Here is a 13,555-nt window from a genome sequence, read left to right on the forward strand (position 1 = left end):
ACACTATCACAGCCCTGCGGAAAATCCACCTTTTAATCAGCGATATGTCTTGTTTTTGCACTGATCATGCCCGCGTACTTTGATGACAATTACATAGGGTTTGCAGTCAATTATTCTGATAGACATTTTTGTGCACGCCGAATGCGGTAAAATTGCTTATCTGGAATTATTTTTGAGAATCGTTATGCCTGTAAACCTGACCTCACCAAAAGCTGATCAGCTATATCCTGTAAAGGGAATTCAATTGGGAATTGCTGAAGCCAATATACGCAAACCCAATCGTAAAGACTTATTGGTGATGAAGCTGGGTGCAGGCACAAAAGTCGCAGGCGTATTTACCAAAAACCGTTTTTGCGCGGCACCTGTTGTGTTGTGTAAAGAGCATTTGGCAAGTGGCGCTGAAATAACCGCGCTTATCGTGAATACGGGCAATGCAAATGCAGGTACAGGCGATGAGGGCATGCAGCGGGCAAAACAAACCTGTGATGCCTTGGCTGAATTATTAGGTAGCAAGTCCGAGACAATATTGCCTTTTTCGACCGGTGTCATTCTCGAGCCGCTGCCAGTTGAGCGTGTCGTTGCCGGTTTGCCGCAATGTATTGCCGATTTGCGGGAAGATAACTGGTTGAATGCCGCTGAAGCGATCATGACGACTGATATCGTGTCCAAAGGTACGTCAAAGCAGTTAACCATCGGTGGGCATACCATCACTATTACAGGTATCGCTAAAGGTTCAGGGATGATCCACCCTAATATGGCAACCATGCTTGGATACATCGCAACGGACGCAGCGATTAGCCAAGCCGGGCTAGATGGCATCATTCAGTATGCGGTGAACCGTTCATTTAATTGTATTACGGTAGATGGCGATACTTCTACTAATGACTCACTGGTCATCATGGCGACCGGTCAATCTGGCGCGGCTGAAATATCGACGGATAGTACGGATTATGCCGTATTACGCCATGCGATCACTGAAGTGGCTATTGTGTTAGCGCAAGCGATCGTTCGTGATGGTGAAGGTGCCACTAAATTCATGACTGTTAAGGTTGAAGGTGGGCGTGATGAAGCTGAGTGCAGAAAAGTCGCTTATGCGATCTCACATTCGCCTTTGATAAAAACGGCATTCTTCGCGTCAGACCCTAATCTTGGCCGTATCTTGGCCGCGATTGGCTATGCAGGTATAGATGACTTGGATGTCAACGCGCTGAAGCTATATCTTGGTAATGTGCTGGTTGCGGAAGATGGTGGTAGAGCCAAAAGCTATGAAGAGTCTCAAGGTGCAGCGGTAATGAAAGAAGCTGAGATTCTGGTACGTGTCGTACTCAATAGAGGAGCTGCCGATGCGACGGTCTGGACTTGCGATTTCTCTTATGATTACGTCAAGATCAATGCCGATTACAGAAGTTAAGAGGTCCTCGAAGTTGAGAGTACATGGAAGTTAAAAATTAAGCAGTTCAGCAAATCATATAAAGCTAAATTAAGATGGCAAATATCGAAAATCTGATCAGTCGCGCTGAGTCGCTGATTAATAAACTTGAGGCATTTTTGCCTGCGCCAGTATCTGCGCCAGATTGGTCTGCAATCGCTTGGCGTTGGGTTGCTACGCATGGATTATCCACACAAGGTCGTGGCTATTTGCAAGCAGTGCCTCACCCACATCACATCAAACTTGATGACATTCGTAATGTGGATGAACAAAAAGCCGAGATCGTGCGGAATACCGAGCAATTCGTCAACGGCTTGCCAGCGAATAACGTATTACTGACTGGGGCGCGTGGTACAGGTAAATCCTCGCTGGTGAAGGCGCTTTTGAGTCAATTCTCAAAGCAGGGTTTACGATTGATCGAGGTCGATAAACAGGATCTTGTTGCTTTGCCGGATATCGTGGCTTTATTAAGAAATCGCCCTGAATATTTCGTCATTTTCTGTGATGATCTATCTTTTGAAGCGAGTGATCCCGGATATAAGGCTTTAAAAGTCGTGCTGGATGGATCGATCTCTGCAACATCAGATAATGTCATGGTCTACGCAACCTCTAATCGCCGTCATTTGATGCCGGAATTCATGTCTGAGAATCTGGAGACCCAATATGTCGGTGAAGAGATTCGCCCGGGCGATACGACAGAAGAGAAAGTTTCTCTGTCTGAGCGCTTTGGCATCTGGCTCTCTTTCTATGCATTCAATCAGGATGAATACCTGAAAGTTGCTCAGCAATGGTTGAAGCACTATGGCATCAAGAAAATGACCGATGATATCCAGCAAGCTGCATTATCGTTCTCCCATACCCGTGGTGCCCGTAGCGGTCGGGTTGCTTATCAGTTCGCACGTGATTATGCCGGGCGCGTGGGCTTATCTGCCAAGCGCTAGTGCGAGTTAGGTATATTTTGACTGTTAATCGTAATGAGTAAGGTCGTCAATGCTGCTGTTGCCGTATTGCTACGTGCCGATGGGCAAGTGTTGATCGCGCAGCGCCCCGAGGGTAAGCCGTGGGCTGGCTGGTGGGAATTCCCCGGTGGCAAGATCGAGTCTGGCGAGACAGCGTTAGAAGCATTGAAGCGCGAGGTAGAAGAAGAGCTCGGCTCAACGGTCATTGAGGCTTATCCATGGCTAACTCGCCATTTTGACTATCCTGATCGCTCAGTGAATCTACATTTTTTCATCGTGCGCGGGTGGCAAGGTGAGCCGCATGGACGGGAAGGGCAACAGCTTGTTTGGCAGTTTCCAGATAATCTGACAGTCAGCCCTATGCTACCAGCCAACGAGCCTATATTGAATGCCTTATGCCTGCCTTCGATATATGCAATCACAAATCTGGCCGAAAGGGGTGAGGCTTTATTCTTTATCCAGTTGGAGGCATCGCTCAAGGCGGGTTTGAAGTTGATACAAGTGCGTGAAAAGCATTTATCAGCGGGTGAATTAAAAATATTTGCACAGCGAGTCATGCAGTTAAGCAGCCCATATAGCGCAAAAGTATTGATCAATGCTGATATCGACTTGGCGTTAGAAGTAGGTGCAGATGGCGTACATCTGACGAGTGATCAATTGAGTATGCTGGACGCAAAGCCGGAAGGTCTTTTATGTGGTGCATCCTGCCATCATGCTGCTGATCTTGAAGCAGCAGCACGCCTTGGCGTAGATTTTGTCGTACTTTCACCTGTAATGAACACGCAAAGCCATCCTGAAGTTGTGTCGCTCGGCTGGGCTGCATTCTCTAAGCTCATCGAAGGATATACCCTACCGGTCTATGCGCTAGGTGGGTTAAGTAATGAAGATTTACAGCAGGCATGGATCAGCGGTGCTCATGGTATCGCCATGCAAAGATCTGTTTGGCAGGATTATCATGGATAAACGCACCTTTGCCATCTTGTTTGCTTTGCTGCTTGCGACGGCAGGTATTATTGCTTACATCTATAGTCGGCCCGTATTATCCACACCGATCATTAAGCTTGCATGTGCTGATCTGACGCAAGGGTGTGGTAACCAATTCATCACCTTAAAAGTGGATAAGCCACCTCAGATCATGAGGCCTTTTCAGCTTACGGTTGAAATGCCGCAAGCAAAAGAAATGCATGTGAGCTTTGCGATGCGAAACATGGACATTGGCTTCAATCGCTATCGACTAATCAAGCAAGCGGATGGGTGGCATGCTGAAGTGACTTTGCCTGTATGTTCGCAATCTCGTAGTGATTGGATGATGCTTGCTGAGGCTGAAACTGCAGAAGGCTTAGTGCGTTATCAGTTACCTTTTCAGGCAACGCATGACAATTAATTCAGATGTCTATTAAGTAAGTAGATTACTCGGTGTAGCTGGTTTGAATCGGCACGGTGATTCTGGTGGTGTTTTCTGAGCCATTGCCGTTCTTGAAATGTAGCGTGAATGTCACTGACTCACCAACCTGCAATGGTTTTTTCAGGCTCAATAGCATCAAGTGCAATCCCCCCGGCTCTAATTTGGTCTGCTTGCCTGCCACTAAAGCAATGTTCTCCAAAGCGCGCATCTGCATGACGCCGTCATTCATCGTCATGCTATGCATCTCTGTCTTGTCAGAAGCATCATTTTCTACAGCGACTAATTTCGTATCGATATCACTTTGTAAGCGCATATAAGCTGCCCCTACCGGCTGCCCAGGCACAGTCGCTTTTACCCAAGCCTTGCTGACGATCACATTGCCATCTGCATAGCTGCTTAGGCTAATGAGAGCAAATAGACAAACAGTAACAATTCGATTTAGTAGCATAGTTGACTGATAGCTGAATTTGGAAAAGGTTCTATTCTTCAAGTAAATCTTCAGGCTTGATCGCTTCTGGGATCGTATAGCTTTCGCTAGCCCATTCGCCTAGATCGATCATTTTGCAACGCTTTGAGCAAAAAGGCCGATACGGATTATCGCTGCTGAACTCTACAAGTGCTTTGCATTGCGGGCATGTAACCAAACGTTTTTTAATAGGTTTATCTTCTGATTGCATGACGGTGATGAATTAGCAGGGATTGGCTATAGGTTACAAAGGGTCAAAGTGAAATTCACATCCAGATCGCATTGGCGCGGCCGCTCTGTAGATTCAAGGCGATTGAAGCGGATGTTGATTGCATATTTGTTTGCGCTGACTTCAGGAAAGCATGCCAGTGTCTCGTCTACTTCTATGCGTAGCATTTGTGCTGGTTTGGTGCCCCCCAGCATTTGTTGGAAGGTACCATTGACCGCAACCAGCTTGGTGGTGGCGCCACTGCCACGTAAAATATGCAGGATGATGCGTAGTGCATCGTAAATCGGCATCAGTGGGGTCAGCCATGCATGCATATCACTTTTTCTGCGCTCATCGCTCAACCCCAGCCAGTAATGGTAAGAGGGTAGATCAAATTCACAGACGCCACCAGGTATGCCAGCCCGTTGCTTGATGCTCATGAGCCAATCGTTATCACGCAACGTCTGCCCGAGCTTGGTTGAGTTGTTGCGTAATGCCAGTGATGTCTGTTCGATATCACTTAACATCTGCCTCAATACATCTTCCGCAATGGATGGGTTGCCTAACAAGCTGTTCATGCCTATCTTTTGCCTGTCCAGCTCTTGTAGCAGATCAGCTTTTAATTCGGCACGATCAATGACATCTAGTATTTGGAATATGGAAAGTAGTGCAGTGTGATGGTGGAACTCATGCCCACCTTCAAAATTATGAAGTACTTTGGTGAACAAATCCTCTAGGCGCAGTAAGGTCCTGATACGTTCATTGAATGGATAATCGTAACTGGGCACGGGCTTTTTATTAAGCTAGAGTTAGCCGGGATTTATATTGCAGTAGATTATGAGATTTATTCGCTATCTATGCAAGCCTGAATGAATTTTTCATGCTTTTCTTTTACTTTTTCTGCCAATTCTTCAAATGATCCGGTGTTGTCGATGATGTCATTCGCAAGTGCGCGGCGATAACTCCTGGATGCCTGCGCTGCGATGATCGAACGGACGGTCGTTTCGGTCATGCCACTGCGCTCCATTGTGCGGCTGATTTGCTGGGGCTCCTCACAGTCGACAAGTAGCGTGCGCTTGACGACCCCGCTGTAACGATTTGTTTCAAAGAATAGAGGTATCGCGAGTATCTGGTATGGCGCATCCCGGTTTTTGTCGAGTTCTTGCAATGCTCTTTCGTGGATCACCGGATGTAATATCGACTCCAGCTTTTTGCGATCGGCATCTACTGCAAAGATACGTTCGCGCATGGCTGGTCGGTTCAATGCACCACTTTCAGTCACAAAGTCCTGCCCGAATGCATCTGCGATCTTTTTCATCACTGGCTGGCCCGCAGTTGTCAGATGTCGCGAGATCACATCGACATCGACGATGGGCACGCCTAGTGAGGCAAACACTTTCGCGGCTTCACTCTTGCCGGTACCTATACCACCAGTTAATGCGACGACATACATATCTCTTAGCCTCCTAAATAGATTTGTGAAAGTTGCGGACCAAAAAACAGCGCCGCTATTCCACCCAATGCAAGATAAGGACCAAATGGCATTGGCACATTACGTCCTTGTTTTGCTAATACGATTAACCCGATACCAATGATAGAGCCTGCAAGTGACGATAATAGTATGACGGCAGGCAATAGTTGCCAACCGAACCACGCACCTATGGCGGCAAGCAGTTTGAAGTCACCATAACCCATGCCTTCTTTGCCCGTCACGATCTTGAATATCCAGTAAACCGACCATAAACTTAAGTAGCCAGCCACAGCGCCTATGATGGAAGAGTGGATATCAGTGAATCCGGTATTCAGGTTGAATAGCAGACCTAACCAAAGTAATGGCAGCGTGATGTCATCAGGCAATAGCTGTGTATCAAAGTCGATAAAGGTCAGTGCAATCAGTGCAAAAGTGAATATCCATGCCGCCACAGCCATCCCTGAGTAACCGAATTTCCAACTGATCAATCCAATCAATAGGCCTGTTAGTAATTCAATGAGCGGATAGCGAATGCTAATTGCTGTTTTACAACCACGGCATTTACCTTTTAAGAGTAGATAACTGAAGACGGGAATGTTTTCGAGGGCAGTAATTTTGTGTTGGCAGTTTGGACACGCTGACCGTGGAGTAACAATGTTGTATTTAGCTTCTGTCGGGAGCTCTTCGCCTTGCAATTCTGCGCAGCTTTGGCGCCACTCGCGTTCCATTATCTTGGGCAGTCTGTGGATGACAACGTTCAAAAAGCTACCCACCATCAGGCCAAAAACAACCGAGAATGTAATGAAAAATGCGGGTTCTTCTCGTAACACATCAAGCAGATTGCTAATAAAGTCAGGCATATTTACTCAAATCATTAAACTTATCGCATCATCGCACCGTTAGATATCTTATGGCAACTCCGAATACAGTCTTGAATTACGCAAAATAGTCACCAGATTAAGCATGAACGAAACATTCTTTGAGAGGGCTACAAATGATAGAAGCTAATGTGCAACAAGCATGGGATGCTCCGGTTGTTTGTCGTGTCGAGGTCGATTTGCCGGGATGGATGGCGCAGTTGACTGGTCGGGATGACTGGCTGGTATTGGAAGAAGAGGAAGAGGAGAATCACATGAGTTTTGCGCTCAGTCTGGGCATGCAAAAAGCCGAGGTCACGCTCTATCATAGTGGCTATGCAATCGTGGATATCGACGGCAAGCCTATCTTTCAGGGTGCGCTGACTTCAGCTACCAGCAATTGCGCGCACTTGAGCTATTACAATGCGGATAGTGGCGAGCCAATCACGCTGAACTAAAAATTTCTTAGAGAAATCTCCTAGAGAAATCTCTAAGAGGATTTCTGTTTAGAAGTTTCTATTAACGGCAAACTCGGCTAAGTCGATCAATGCCTTGTGGTAGTCAGAGCGAGGTAGATGTGCGATCGCCGCACAACCCAAATCAACCTCGCTCTGCGCTATCTTTCTTACATGTTCCAACGCACCCGTATCCTTAACAGCCTGCATCACGGCCGTTAATTCTTCTAGTCCACCATGTTCGATCGCGTGGCGAATAATATTACGTTGCTCTTCATTGCCATTACGCATGGCGTAAAGTAATGGCATGGTTGGTTTGCCTTCTGCAAGATCATCACCCAGATTTTTTCCTATCTCTACGCTGTCACCACTAAAGTCCAGCACATCATCAATCAATTGGAATGCAGTGCCAAGGTGCATGCCATATTTGGCTAAAGCCTGTTCATCTCCAACTGATGCATTGCATATGATCGCCCCTAGACGCGTTGCGGCTTCAAATAGTTTTGCAGTCTTATAATGGATGACTTTTAAATAAGCTTCATCGGTTACATCGGCGTCGTGCACATTCAACAGTTGTAATACTTCGCCTTCGGCGATGATATTGGTTGCCTCTGCCAGTACTTCCATGACCCGCATATTCTGCACATTCACCATCATCTGAAAAGCGCGGGAGTAAACAAAGTCTCCTACCAAAACACTGGCGGCATTCCCAAATAGCGTATTAGCTGTGGCACGGCCACGACGCATCGCAGATTCGTCGACTACGTCATCGTGTAATAAGGTGGCTGTATGAATGAACTCGACAACAGCAGCTAGTTCATGATGTTGTTCTTGTATATTGCCGAACACGCCGGCAGAGAGTAAGACTAAGGCCGGGCGTAAGCGTTTCCCGCCACTATTTACAATGTAATCCGCAACTTGATTTACCAGAATGACATCGGAGTGCAGCGATCTGCGAATGACGGCATCGACCGCTTGCATGTCGCGCTCGATGCACGATTGAATAAATACTTGGGACACAAAAATCTGCCTGAAAAAGTTATAATAATTCTAGCATAGAGAAATCTCTAGTTAAGCCTGCATTCATTTAGCCTCTGAAAGCAATGGCAAGTATAAATGGATATCCTCACGATTCGTGCGCATTTTATGGGTTGACCATGTAAATCGATCTAAATCGTGTGATATTGGTTTTATCCCATGGTTTTTATTTGCGAAGTTGTGAATTTTCCGTATAATGCTCGATTCATTTGAACGTGTAGCGAACGAGGCTAAACATGTATGCAGTAATTAAGACTGGCGGTAAGCAATACCGTGTAACCGCTGGCGAAAGATTAAAAGTAGAAAAACTGATCGGCGATGTTGGTAGCAGCATTACCTTGGATAAGGTTTTGGTTCTCGCTGATGGCGATAATGTAACAATCGGCGCACCATTGATTGCTGGCGCTTCAGTGCAGGCAACTGTGTTGTCACACGGTCGTGGCGATAAAGTGATGATCTTCAAGTTCCGTCGTCGTAAACATTACCGCAAGACACAAGGTCATCGTCAGTCATATACTGAGATTCAAATCGGCGATATTGGTGCATCAGCAAAACCTGCTAAGGCTGCAAAAGCAGCTAAAGCTGAAAAACAGGCTGAAGCAAGCTAAGTTTATACTTGGCTCAAGCGAATTTAAGAAGGACATTAGAAAATGGCACACAAAAAAGCAGGCGGTAGTTCCCGCAACGGTCGTGATTCACATTCCCAACGATTGGGCGTAAAAGCCTTCGGCGAGCAAGTAGTTTCTGCCGGTAGCATCATTGTTCGTCAACGTGGTACACGTATGCACGCTGGTGAAAATGTTGGTATGGGTAAAGACCATACGCTTTTCGCTAAAGTGGATGGCAAAGTGGCTTTTACTATTAAAGGCGCGCTGCGTCGCAAGCTGGTCAATATTATTCCTGCTTAATAACAGTACGCTGTCATTAAAAGCCCTATCATATTGGTAGGGCTTTTTTGTTTCAGGCGTTATTCTTCAGAAGTAAAGACATAGAAAAGACGGTTCCGACTCATGAAATTTATAGACGAAGCAACTATCAAGGTGTATGCCGGCGACGGCGGCAATGGCGTTGCTACGTTCCGTCGCGAGAAATATGAGCCTATGGGCGGCCCAAGTGGGGGTGATGGTGGTCGTGGTGGTTCGATTTATGTCGTGGCTGACCGTAATATCAACACCTTGGTCGACTATCGATATACCCGTGTCTTTCGTGGCAAACGTGGTGAGAATGGGCGCAGCTCAGACCAATATGGTGCTGGCGGTGATGATATGGTGCTGCGCGTGCCTGTTGGCACGGTGATCAGCGATAAAGCTACCGAGCAGGTCATCGTCGACCTTGCCGAGCATGACCAAAGAGCGATGTTGGCAAAAGGTGGCAATGGTGGGTTGGGTAACATCCACTTCAAATCGAGTGTGAATCGTGCGCCACGCCAATGTACTAAAGGTGAGCCAGGTGAAGAGTTCGAGCTCTATTTTGAGCTTAAAGTATTGGCAGATGTCGGCCTTCTCGGTATGCCGAATGCCGGTAAATCTACGTTTATCCGTTCTGTTTCAGCAGCCAAACCTAAAGTCGCAGACTATCCATTTACAACATTGCATCCTAATCTGGGTGTCGTACGCGTGGATACCAATCGCAGTTTTGTGATTGCAGATATTCCGGGCTTGATTGAGGGCGCTGCAGAAGGCGCTGGTCTTGGACATCAATTCTTGCGCCATCTTGCAAGAACAAGGGTGTTGTTGCATTTGGTGGATATCGCGCCATTCGACGAAGCCGTGAGCCCTGTGCAGGAAGCAAAAGCGATTGTCGAAGAGCTGCGAAAATATGATGAAGAGCTTTACAATAAACCTCGCTGGTTGGTATTGAATAAAGTGGATATGCTGCCGGATGTAAAATCCGAAGTAGAGAAATTCGTTAAAGAGTATGGCTGGGAAGGCCGCTGTTTCGCGATATCTGCGATTAGTGGTATTGGTTGTAAAGAGCTGACTTATGCCATCATGGAGCATTTAGAAGCTACCCGTAAAGCTGAAGAGGACGCTCTTAAGGAAGGTCATGACATCACTGCTGCTTGATGCAAAATGTCTGGTTGTAAAAGTGGGGTCAAGCCTGGTTACCAACAATGGTGAGGGCCTTGATCAGGTTGCTATCGCGGCTTGGGCAAAGCAGATATCAGCCCTTGTTGCGCAGGGTAAGCAAGTGGTGCTGGTCTCAAGTGGTGCTGTTGCCGAGGGCATGCAACGGCTTGGCTGGAGGAAGCGGCCAACTGCTGTAAATGAATTGCAAGCTGCTGCTGCCGTTGGGCAGATGGGTTTGGTGCAGATGTATGAATCCTGCTTTAGTCAGCATGGTTTGCATACGGCCCAGATTTTGCTGACTCATGATGATCTGGCTGACCGTAAACGTTATTTAAATGCACGTACTACACTCAGGACATTGCTTGATCTGGGGGTTATCCCTATTATCAATGAGAATGATACGGTCGTTACAGATGAGATCCGTTTTGGCGATAATGACACCTTGGGCTCTCTGGTCGCTAATTTAATTGAAGCCGATGCGCTCGTTATTTTGACCGATCAATCTGGTTTATATTCGGCTGACCCGCGCAAGAGTTCTGATGCGGAATTCATACAGTATGCGATTGCTGGGGCTGCCGATCTTGAGAAAATGGCTGGCGGGGCAGGTAGCAGTATCGGTAGTGGTGGTATGTTGACCAAAGTGCTGGCGGCAAAGCGTGCGGCAAGAAGTGGAGCGCATACGATCATTGCTTCCGGTCGTGAGGCCGATGTGCTTGTGCGTTTAGCGAGTGGTGAAGCCATTGGTACCCATTTGCGCGCTGAGCAAATCAAAACCTTGGCAAAGAAACAATGGCTGGCAGATCATCTACGTTTAGCCGGTAAAGTGATTTTAGATAGCGGTGCGATCAAGGCTTTGAAACAAGATGGCAAAAGCCTATTGCCTATCGGCGTGATTGCCGTTGATGGCGATTTTGAACGTGGGGAAGTGGTTGCTTGTGTAGACGAGAGCGGCAAAGAAGTCGCAAGAGGCTTGGTCAACTATGCAGCACACGAGACTGCCCGAATTTTGCGTCAACCATCCAGCGAAATAGAACGTATCCTTGGATATGTCGATGAAGCTGAACTGATTCATCGCGATAATCTGATTTTGATATAGATGCAATATATATAAAGAAACGTAATATAAAGACACGCGGGAGATAATATGTCTGAAACCAAACCATTGGTTGCCATTATCATGGGGTCTGATAGTGATTGGCCTGTCATGAAAGCAGCAGCACAAATGCTAAGCGATTTTGGTATCGCTTATGAAGCCAAAGTTGTTTCTGCGCATCGCACGCCTGATCTGATGTTTGCGTTTGCCGAAAATGCGATAGATCAAGGATTCAAGATCATTATCGCTGGTGCTGGCGGTGCCGCGCATCTTCCAGGTATGGTCGCCGCAAAAACAACGCTGCCTGTACTTGGCGTACCCGTACCTTCCAAACATTTGCAAGGGCAGGATTCACTGCTTTCTATCGTGCAGATGCCGAAAGGGATACCAGTGGCTACTTTTGCCATCGGTGAAGCAGGTGCTGCCAATGCCGGGTTGTTTGCCGCATCTATACTCGCTACGAATGATGCTGTGCTTGCACAAAAGCTTGTCGATTTTCGTGCTGCCCAGACGAATAAAGTATTAGCCATGAATTTGTCGGAGTAATCTTGAGTCAGCCTGTTACTAGTATTCCATCGACCATATTGCCCCCGGCTATGCTTGGCATGCTGGGTGGCGGCCAGTTAGGTCGTTTCTTCGTCATCGCTGCACATGAGATGGGCTATCGCGTCACGGTATTAGATCCTGATATGAATAGTCCGGCTGGCAAGATCGCCGATGTGCATCTTTGTGCGGCTTATGATGACCAAGTTGCATTAACCGAGATGGCCAAAAGCTGTGAGGCGATCACCACAGAGTTTGAGAATGTGCCCGCTGCAACATTGGAATTCCTGGCTAAGAACCGTATTGTTCGACCGGCACCTGCTGCCGTCGCAATCGCGCAACATCGCGTATTAGAAAAAAACTTTATTCGTGATGCAGGATTGCCTGTTGCACCTTATAAAGTGATTGAAAGTGCCGATGATGTTGCTGCAACGGATGCGTCGCTATATCCTGCGATCTTAAAGGTCGCCCGTTTTGGCTATGATGGTAAAGGCCAAGCGCGAGTATCAACCGCTGAAGAAGCAAAAGATGCGTTTGAGAAATTTGGAGGTGAGACGTGCGTGCTGGAGAAGATGCTCAAGCTTGATTATGAGGTATCTGTTGTTTTGGCGCGCGATGCACAAGGACAGGTTGCAACTTTCCCTACAGCAGAAAATAGTCATCTGAATGGCATTCTTGATGTCAGCATCGTACCTGCACGAGGTAGCGAAAGTGTAAGAGAAGAGGCGCAAAAATTAGCAATAAAAGTTGCTGAGAAGCTTAATTATGTGGGTGTGCTTGGTGTCGAATTCTTCGTTTGCGATGGTCAATTGATCGTCAATGAAATGGCACCGCGTCCTCATAACTCTGCCCATTACACTATCGATGCATGTGTTACTAATCAGTTTGAGCAGCAAGTGAGGGTGCTGACAGGTATGCAGCTCGGCGCACCAAGATTACATAGCCATGCGGTTATGGTTAACATTCTTGGTGATGTATGGCGTGATGGTGAGCCTAAGTGGACGCAGTTATTTGCACATAGCGAATTAAAATTACATCTGTATGGTAAACACGAGCCGCGTGCAGGTCGTAAGATGGGGCATTTCACTGTATTGGCAGATTCGTCAGAGGCTGCGTTACATCAGGCAACTATCGCGCGTCAAGAGTTGGGTATAGGCTAAAAGTATTATTGATTAATTGAGATAGAAACAAAAAAGCCGAACATCAAGTTCGGCTTTTTTGTTTTCTCTAAAGCGTGAATCTATTAAGCAAGCGCTTTGATAGAAGCGCTCAAACGGCTCTTATGACGAGCAGCCTTGTTCTTATGAATAATCTGTTTATCGGCAATACGGTCAATGACGCTGATATTGTCGTTGTATACAGTTTGTGCAGCAGCTTTATCGCCGGCTTCGACCGCTTTGATGATCTTCTTGATCGCGGTGCGCAAAGCAGAGCGCAAGCTGGCGTTATGAGAGCGCTGCTTTACCGCTTGACGGGCACGCTTTCTAGCTTGTGCGCTATTTGCCATGGATTTTCCTAATTAGTTATCAAATACGAAGCCGAGCATATTAGCGTTTTTTATC

17 protein-coding genes and 1 pseudogene are annotated in these 13,555 nt (G+C 46.9%); 11 read left to right on the forward strand and 7 right to left on the reverse strand.

Features of this window, described 5'->3' with window-relative positions; translation table 11 throughout:
* Positions 1-184 precede the first annotated feature (184 nt).
* The 4 genes from argJ (at position 185) to A7981_RS02505 (ending at position 3,772) form a co-directional block, all read left to right on the forward strand.
* Positions 185-1,411 (forward strand): bifunctional glutamate N-acetyltransferase/amino-acid acetyltransferase ArgJ, encoded by a 1,227-nt coding sequence (gene argJ / locus A7981_RS02490; protein WP_067263553.1) that lies wholly within the window; start codon positions 185-187, stop codon positions 1,409-1,411.
* A 74-nt stretch (positions 1,412-1,485) separates the two neighbouring features.
* Positions 1,486-2,370, forward strand: coding sequence for an ATP-binding protein (locus A7981_RS02495; protein WP_067263554.1), 885 nt, complete (start codon positions 1,486-1,488; stop codon positions 2,368-2,370).
* Positions 2,371-2,403: 33 nt separating this feature from the next.
* Complete coding sequence (locus tag A7981_RS02500; protein ID WP_067263556.1) at positions 2,404-3,351, forward strand: Nudix family hydrolase; 948 nt, start codon at positions 2,404-2,406, stop codon at positions 3,349-3,351.
* Complete coding sequence (locus tag A7981_RS02505; protein WP_067263560.1) at positions 3,344-3,772, forward strand: hypothetical protein; 429 nt, start codon at positions 3,344-3,346, stop codon at positions 3,770-3,772. The genes A7981_RS02500 and A7981_RS02505 overlap by 8 nt, the downstream gene beginning before the upstream one ends.
* Positions 3,773-3,797: 25 nt before the next feature.
* Here A7981_RS02505 and A7981_RS02510 read toward each other — a convergent pair whose 3' ends face one another.
* Genes A7981_RS02510 through A7981_RS02530 form a run of 5 tightly spaced genes read right to left on the reverse strand, consistent with a single transcriptional unit; the run spans position 3,798 to position 6,798 of the window.
* Positions 3,798-4,241: a copper chaperone PCu(A)C gene (locus A7981_RS02510; protein WP_067263563.1), complete on the reverse strand. Its 444-nt coding sequence runs from the start codon at positions 4,239-4,241 to the stop codon at positions 3,798-3,800.
* 31 nt (positions 4,242-4,272) lie between these two features.
* A complete protein-coding gene (locus A7981_RS02515; protein ID WP_067263565.1) occupies positions 4,273-4,470 on the reverse strand; it encodes a DNA gyrase inhibitor YacG in 198 nt (65 codons plus the stop codon).
* Positions 4,471-4,496: 26 nt separating this feature from the next.
* Positions 4,497-5,255, reverse strand: coding sequence for a cell division protein ZapD (zapD, locus tag A7981_RS02520; RefSeq protein WP_067263568.1), 759 nt, complete (start codon positions 5,253-5,255; stop codon positions 4,497-4,499).
* A gap of 56 nt (positions 5,256-5,311) precedes the next feature.
* On the reverse strand, positions 5,312-5,920 hold the full coding sequence (gene coaE, locus A7981_RS02525) for a dephospho-CoA kinase (RefSeq protein ID WP_067263571.1): 609 nt from the start codon (positions 5,918-5,920) through the stop codon (positions 5,312-5,314).
* Between the two features lie 5 nt (positions 5,921-5,925).
* Positions 5,926-6,798 carry an A24 family peptidase gene (locus tag A7981_RS02530; protein WP_067263574.1) on the reverse strand — a complete coding sequence of 291 codons (873 nt, stop codon included), beginning with the start codon at positions 6,796-6,798 and terminating at the stop codon, positions 5,926-5,928.
* A 134-nt stretch (positions 6,799-6,932) separates the two neighbouring features.
* On the opposite strand from A7981_RS02530, the gene A7981_RS02535 reads away from it, so the two are divergent.
* Positions 6,933-7,253 carry a hypothetical protein gene (locus A7981_RS02535; protein WP_067263577.1) on the forward strand — a complete coding sequence of 107 codons (321 nt, stop codon included), beginning with the start codon at positions 6,933-6,935 and terminating at the stop codon, positions 7,251-7,253.
* Positions 7,254-7,301: 48 nt separating this feature from the next.
* Here A7981_RS02535 and A7981_RS02540 read toward each other — a convergent pair whose 3' ends face one another.
* The gene (locus A7981_RS02540) at positions 7,302-8,270 is read right to left on the reverse strand and encodes a polyprenyl synthetase family protein (RefSeq protein ID WP_217234047.1); all 969 of its coding nucleotides are present in this window, start codon (positions 8,268-8,270) and stop codon (positions 7,302-7,304) included.
* A gap of 254 nt (positions 8,271-8,524) precedes the next feature.
* Between A7981_RS02540 and rplU the strand changes: the two are divergent.
* From rplU to A7981_RS02570, 6 genes and pseudogenes are all read left to right on the forward strand, one after another.
* Positions 8,525-8,833, forward strand: a pseudogene (rplU, locus tag A7981_RS02545) (50S ribosomal protein L21); the annotation flags it as partial.
* Positions 8,834-8,938: 105 nt separating this feature from the next.
* Positions 8,939-9,196, forward strand: a complete 258-nt coding sequence (gene rpmA / locus A7981_RS02550; protein ID WP_067263581.1) for a 50S ribosomal protein L27 — start codon at positions 8,939-8,941, stop codon at positions 9,194-9,196.
* A gap of 102 nt (positions 9,197-9,298) precedes the next feature.
* Positions 9,299-10,354 (forward strand): Obg family GTPase CgtA, encoded by a 1,056-nt coding sequence (gene cgtA / locus A7981_RS02555; protein ID WP_067263587.1) that lies wholly within the window; start codon positions 9,299-9,301, stop codon positions 10,352-10,354.
* Entirely contained in the window at positions 10,335-11,453 is a 1,119-nt protein-coding gene (gene proB, locus A7981_RS02560; protein ID WP_067263589.1) for a glutamate 5-kinase, read from the forward strand. The genes cgtA and proB overlap by 20 nt, the downstream gene beginning before the upstream one ends.
* A gap of 48 nt (positions 11,454-11,501) precedes the next feature.
* Positions 11,502-11,996: a 5-(carboxyamino)imidazole ribonucleotide mutase gene (gene purE / locus A7981_RS02565; RefSeq protein WP_067263591.1), complete on the forward strand. Its 495-nt coding sequence runs from the start codon at positions 11,502-11,504 to the stop codon at positions 11,994-11,996.
* Positions 11,997-11,998: 2 nt separating this feature from the next.
* On the forward strand, positions 11,999-13,153 hold the full coding sequence (locus tag A7981_RS02570; protein WP_067263593.1) for a 5-(carboxyamino)imidazole ribonucleotide synthase: 1,155 nt from the start codon (positions 11,999-12,001) through the stop codon (positions 13,151-13,153).
* An 83-nt stretch (positions 13,154-13,236) separates the two neighbouring features.
* Here the strand turns inward: A7981_RS02570 and rpsT are convergent, their stop codons facing one another.
* Entirely contained in the window at positions 13,237-13,500 is a 264-nt protein-coding gene (gene rpsT / locus A7981_RS02575; protein WP_067263595.1) for a 30S ribosomal protein S20, read from the reverse strand.
* Between the last annotated feature and the right edge of the window lie 55 nt (positions 13,501-13,555).

Origin of the sequence: Methylovorus sp. MM2 (assembly GCF_001648895.1) — a bacterium.
Classification (GTDB): domain Bacteria; phylum Pseudomonadota; class Gammaproteobacteria; order Burkholderiales; family Methylophilaceae; genus MM1.

What these genes read in the sequence shown, in the direction of transcription:
- argJ (WP_067263553.1), top strand. Translation starts at nt 185, where the DNA reads ATGCCTGTAAACCTGACCTCACCAAAAGCTGATCAGCTATATCCTGTA.
- A7981_RS02495 (WP_067263554.1), top strand. Translation starts at nt 1,486, where the DNA reads ATGGCAAATATCGAAAATCTGATCAGTCGCGCTGAGTCGCTGATTAAT.
- A7981_RS02500 (WP_067263556.1), top strand. Translation starts at nt 2,404, where the DNA reads ATGAGTAAGGTCGTCAATGCTGCTGTTGCCGTATTGCTACGTGCCGAT.
- A7981_RS02505 (WP_067263560.1), top strand. Translation starts at nt 3,344, where the DNA reads ATGGATAAACGCACCTTTGCCATCTTGTTTGCTTTGCTGCTTGCGACG.
- A7981_RS02510 (WP_067263563.1), bottom strand. Translation starts at nt 4,241, where the DNA reads ATGCTACTAAATCGAATTGTTACTGTTTGTCTATTTGCTCTCATTAGC.
- A7981_RS02515 (WP_067263565.1), bottom strand. Translation starts at nt 4,470, where the DNA reads ATGCAATCAGAAGATAAACCTATTAAAAAACGTTTGGTTACATGCCCG.
- coaE (WP_067263571.1), bottom strand. Translation starts at nt 5,920, where the DNA reads ATGTATGTCGTCGCATTAACTGGTGGTATAGGTACCGGCAAGAGTGAA.
- A7981_RS02530 (WP_067263574.1), bottom strand. Translation starts at nt 6,798, where the DNA reads ATGCCTGACTTTATTAGCAATCTGCTTGATGTGTTACGAGAAGAACCC.
- A7981_RS02535 (WP_067263577.1), top strand. Translation starts at nt 6,933, where the DNA reads ATGATAGAAGCTAATGTGCAACAAGCATGGGATGCTCCGGTTGTTTGT.
- rpmA (WP_067263581.1), top strand. Translation starts at nt 8,939, where the DNA reads ATGGCACACAAAAAAGCAGGCGGTAGTTCCCGCAACGGTCGTGATTCA.
- cgtA (WP_067263587.1), top strand. Translation starts at nt 9,299, where the DNA reads ATGAAATTTATAGACGAAGCAACTATCAAGGTGTATGCCGGCGACGGC.
- proB (WP_067263589.1), top strand. Translation starts at nt 10,335, where the DNA reads ATGACATCACTGCTGCTTGATGCAAAATGTCTGGTTGTAAAAGTGGGG.
- purE (WP_067263591.1), top strand. Translation starts at nt 11,502, where the DNA reads ATGTCTGAAACCAAACCATTGGTTGCCATTATCATGGGGTCTGATAGT.
- rpsT (WP_067263595.1), bottom strand. Translation starts at nt 13,500, where the DNA reads ATGGCAAATAGCGCACAAGCTAGAAAGCGTGCCCGTCAAGCGGTAAAG.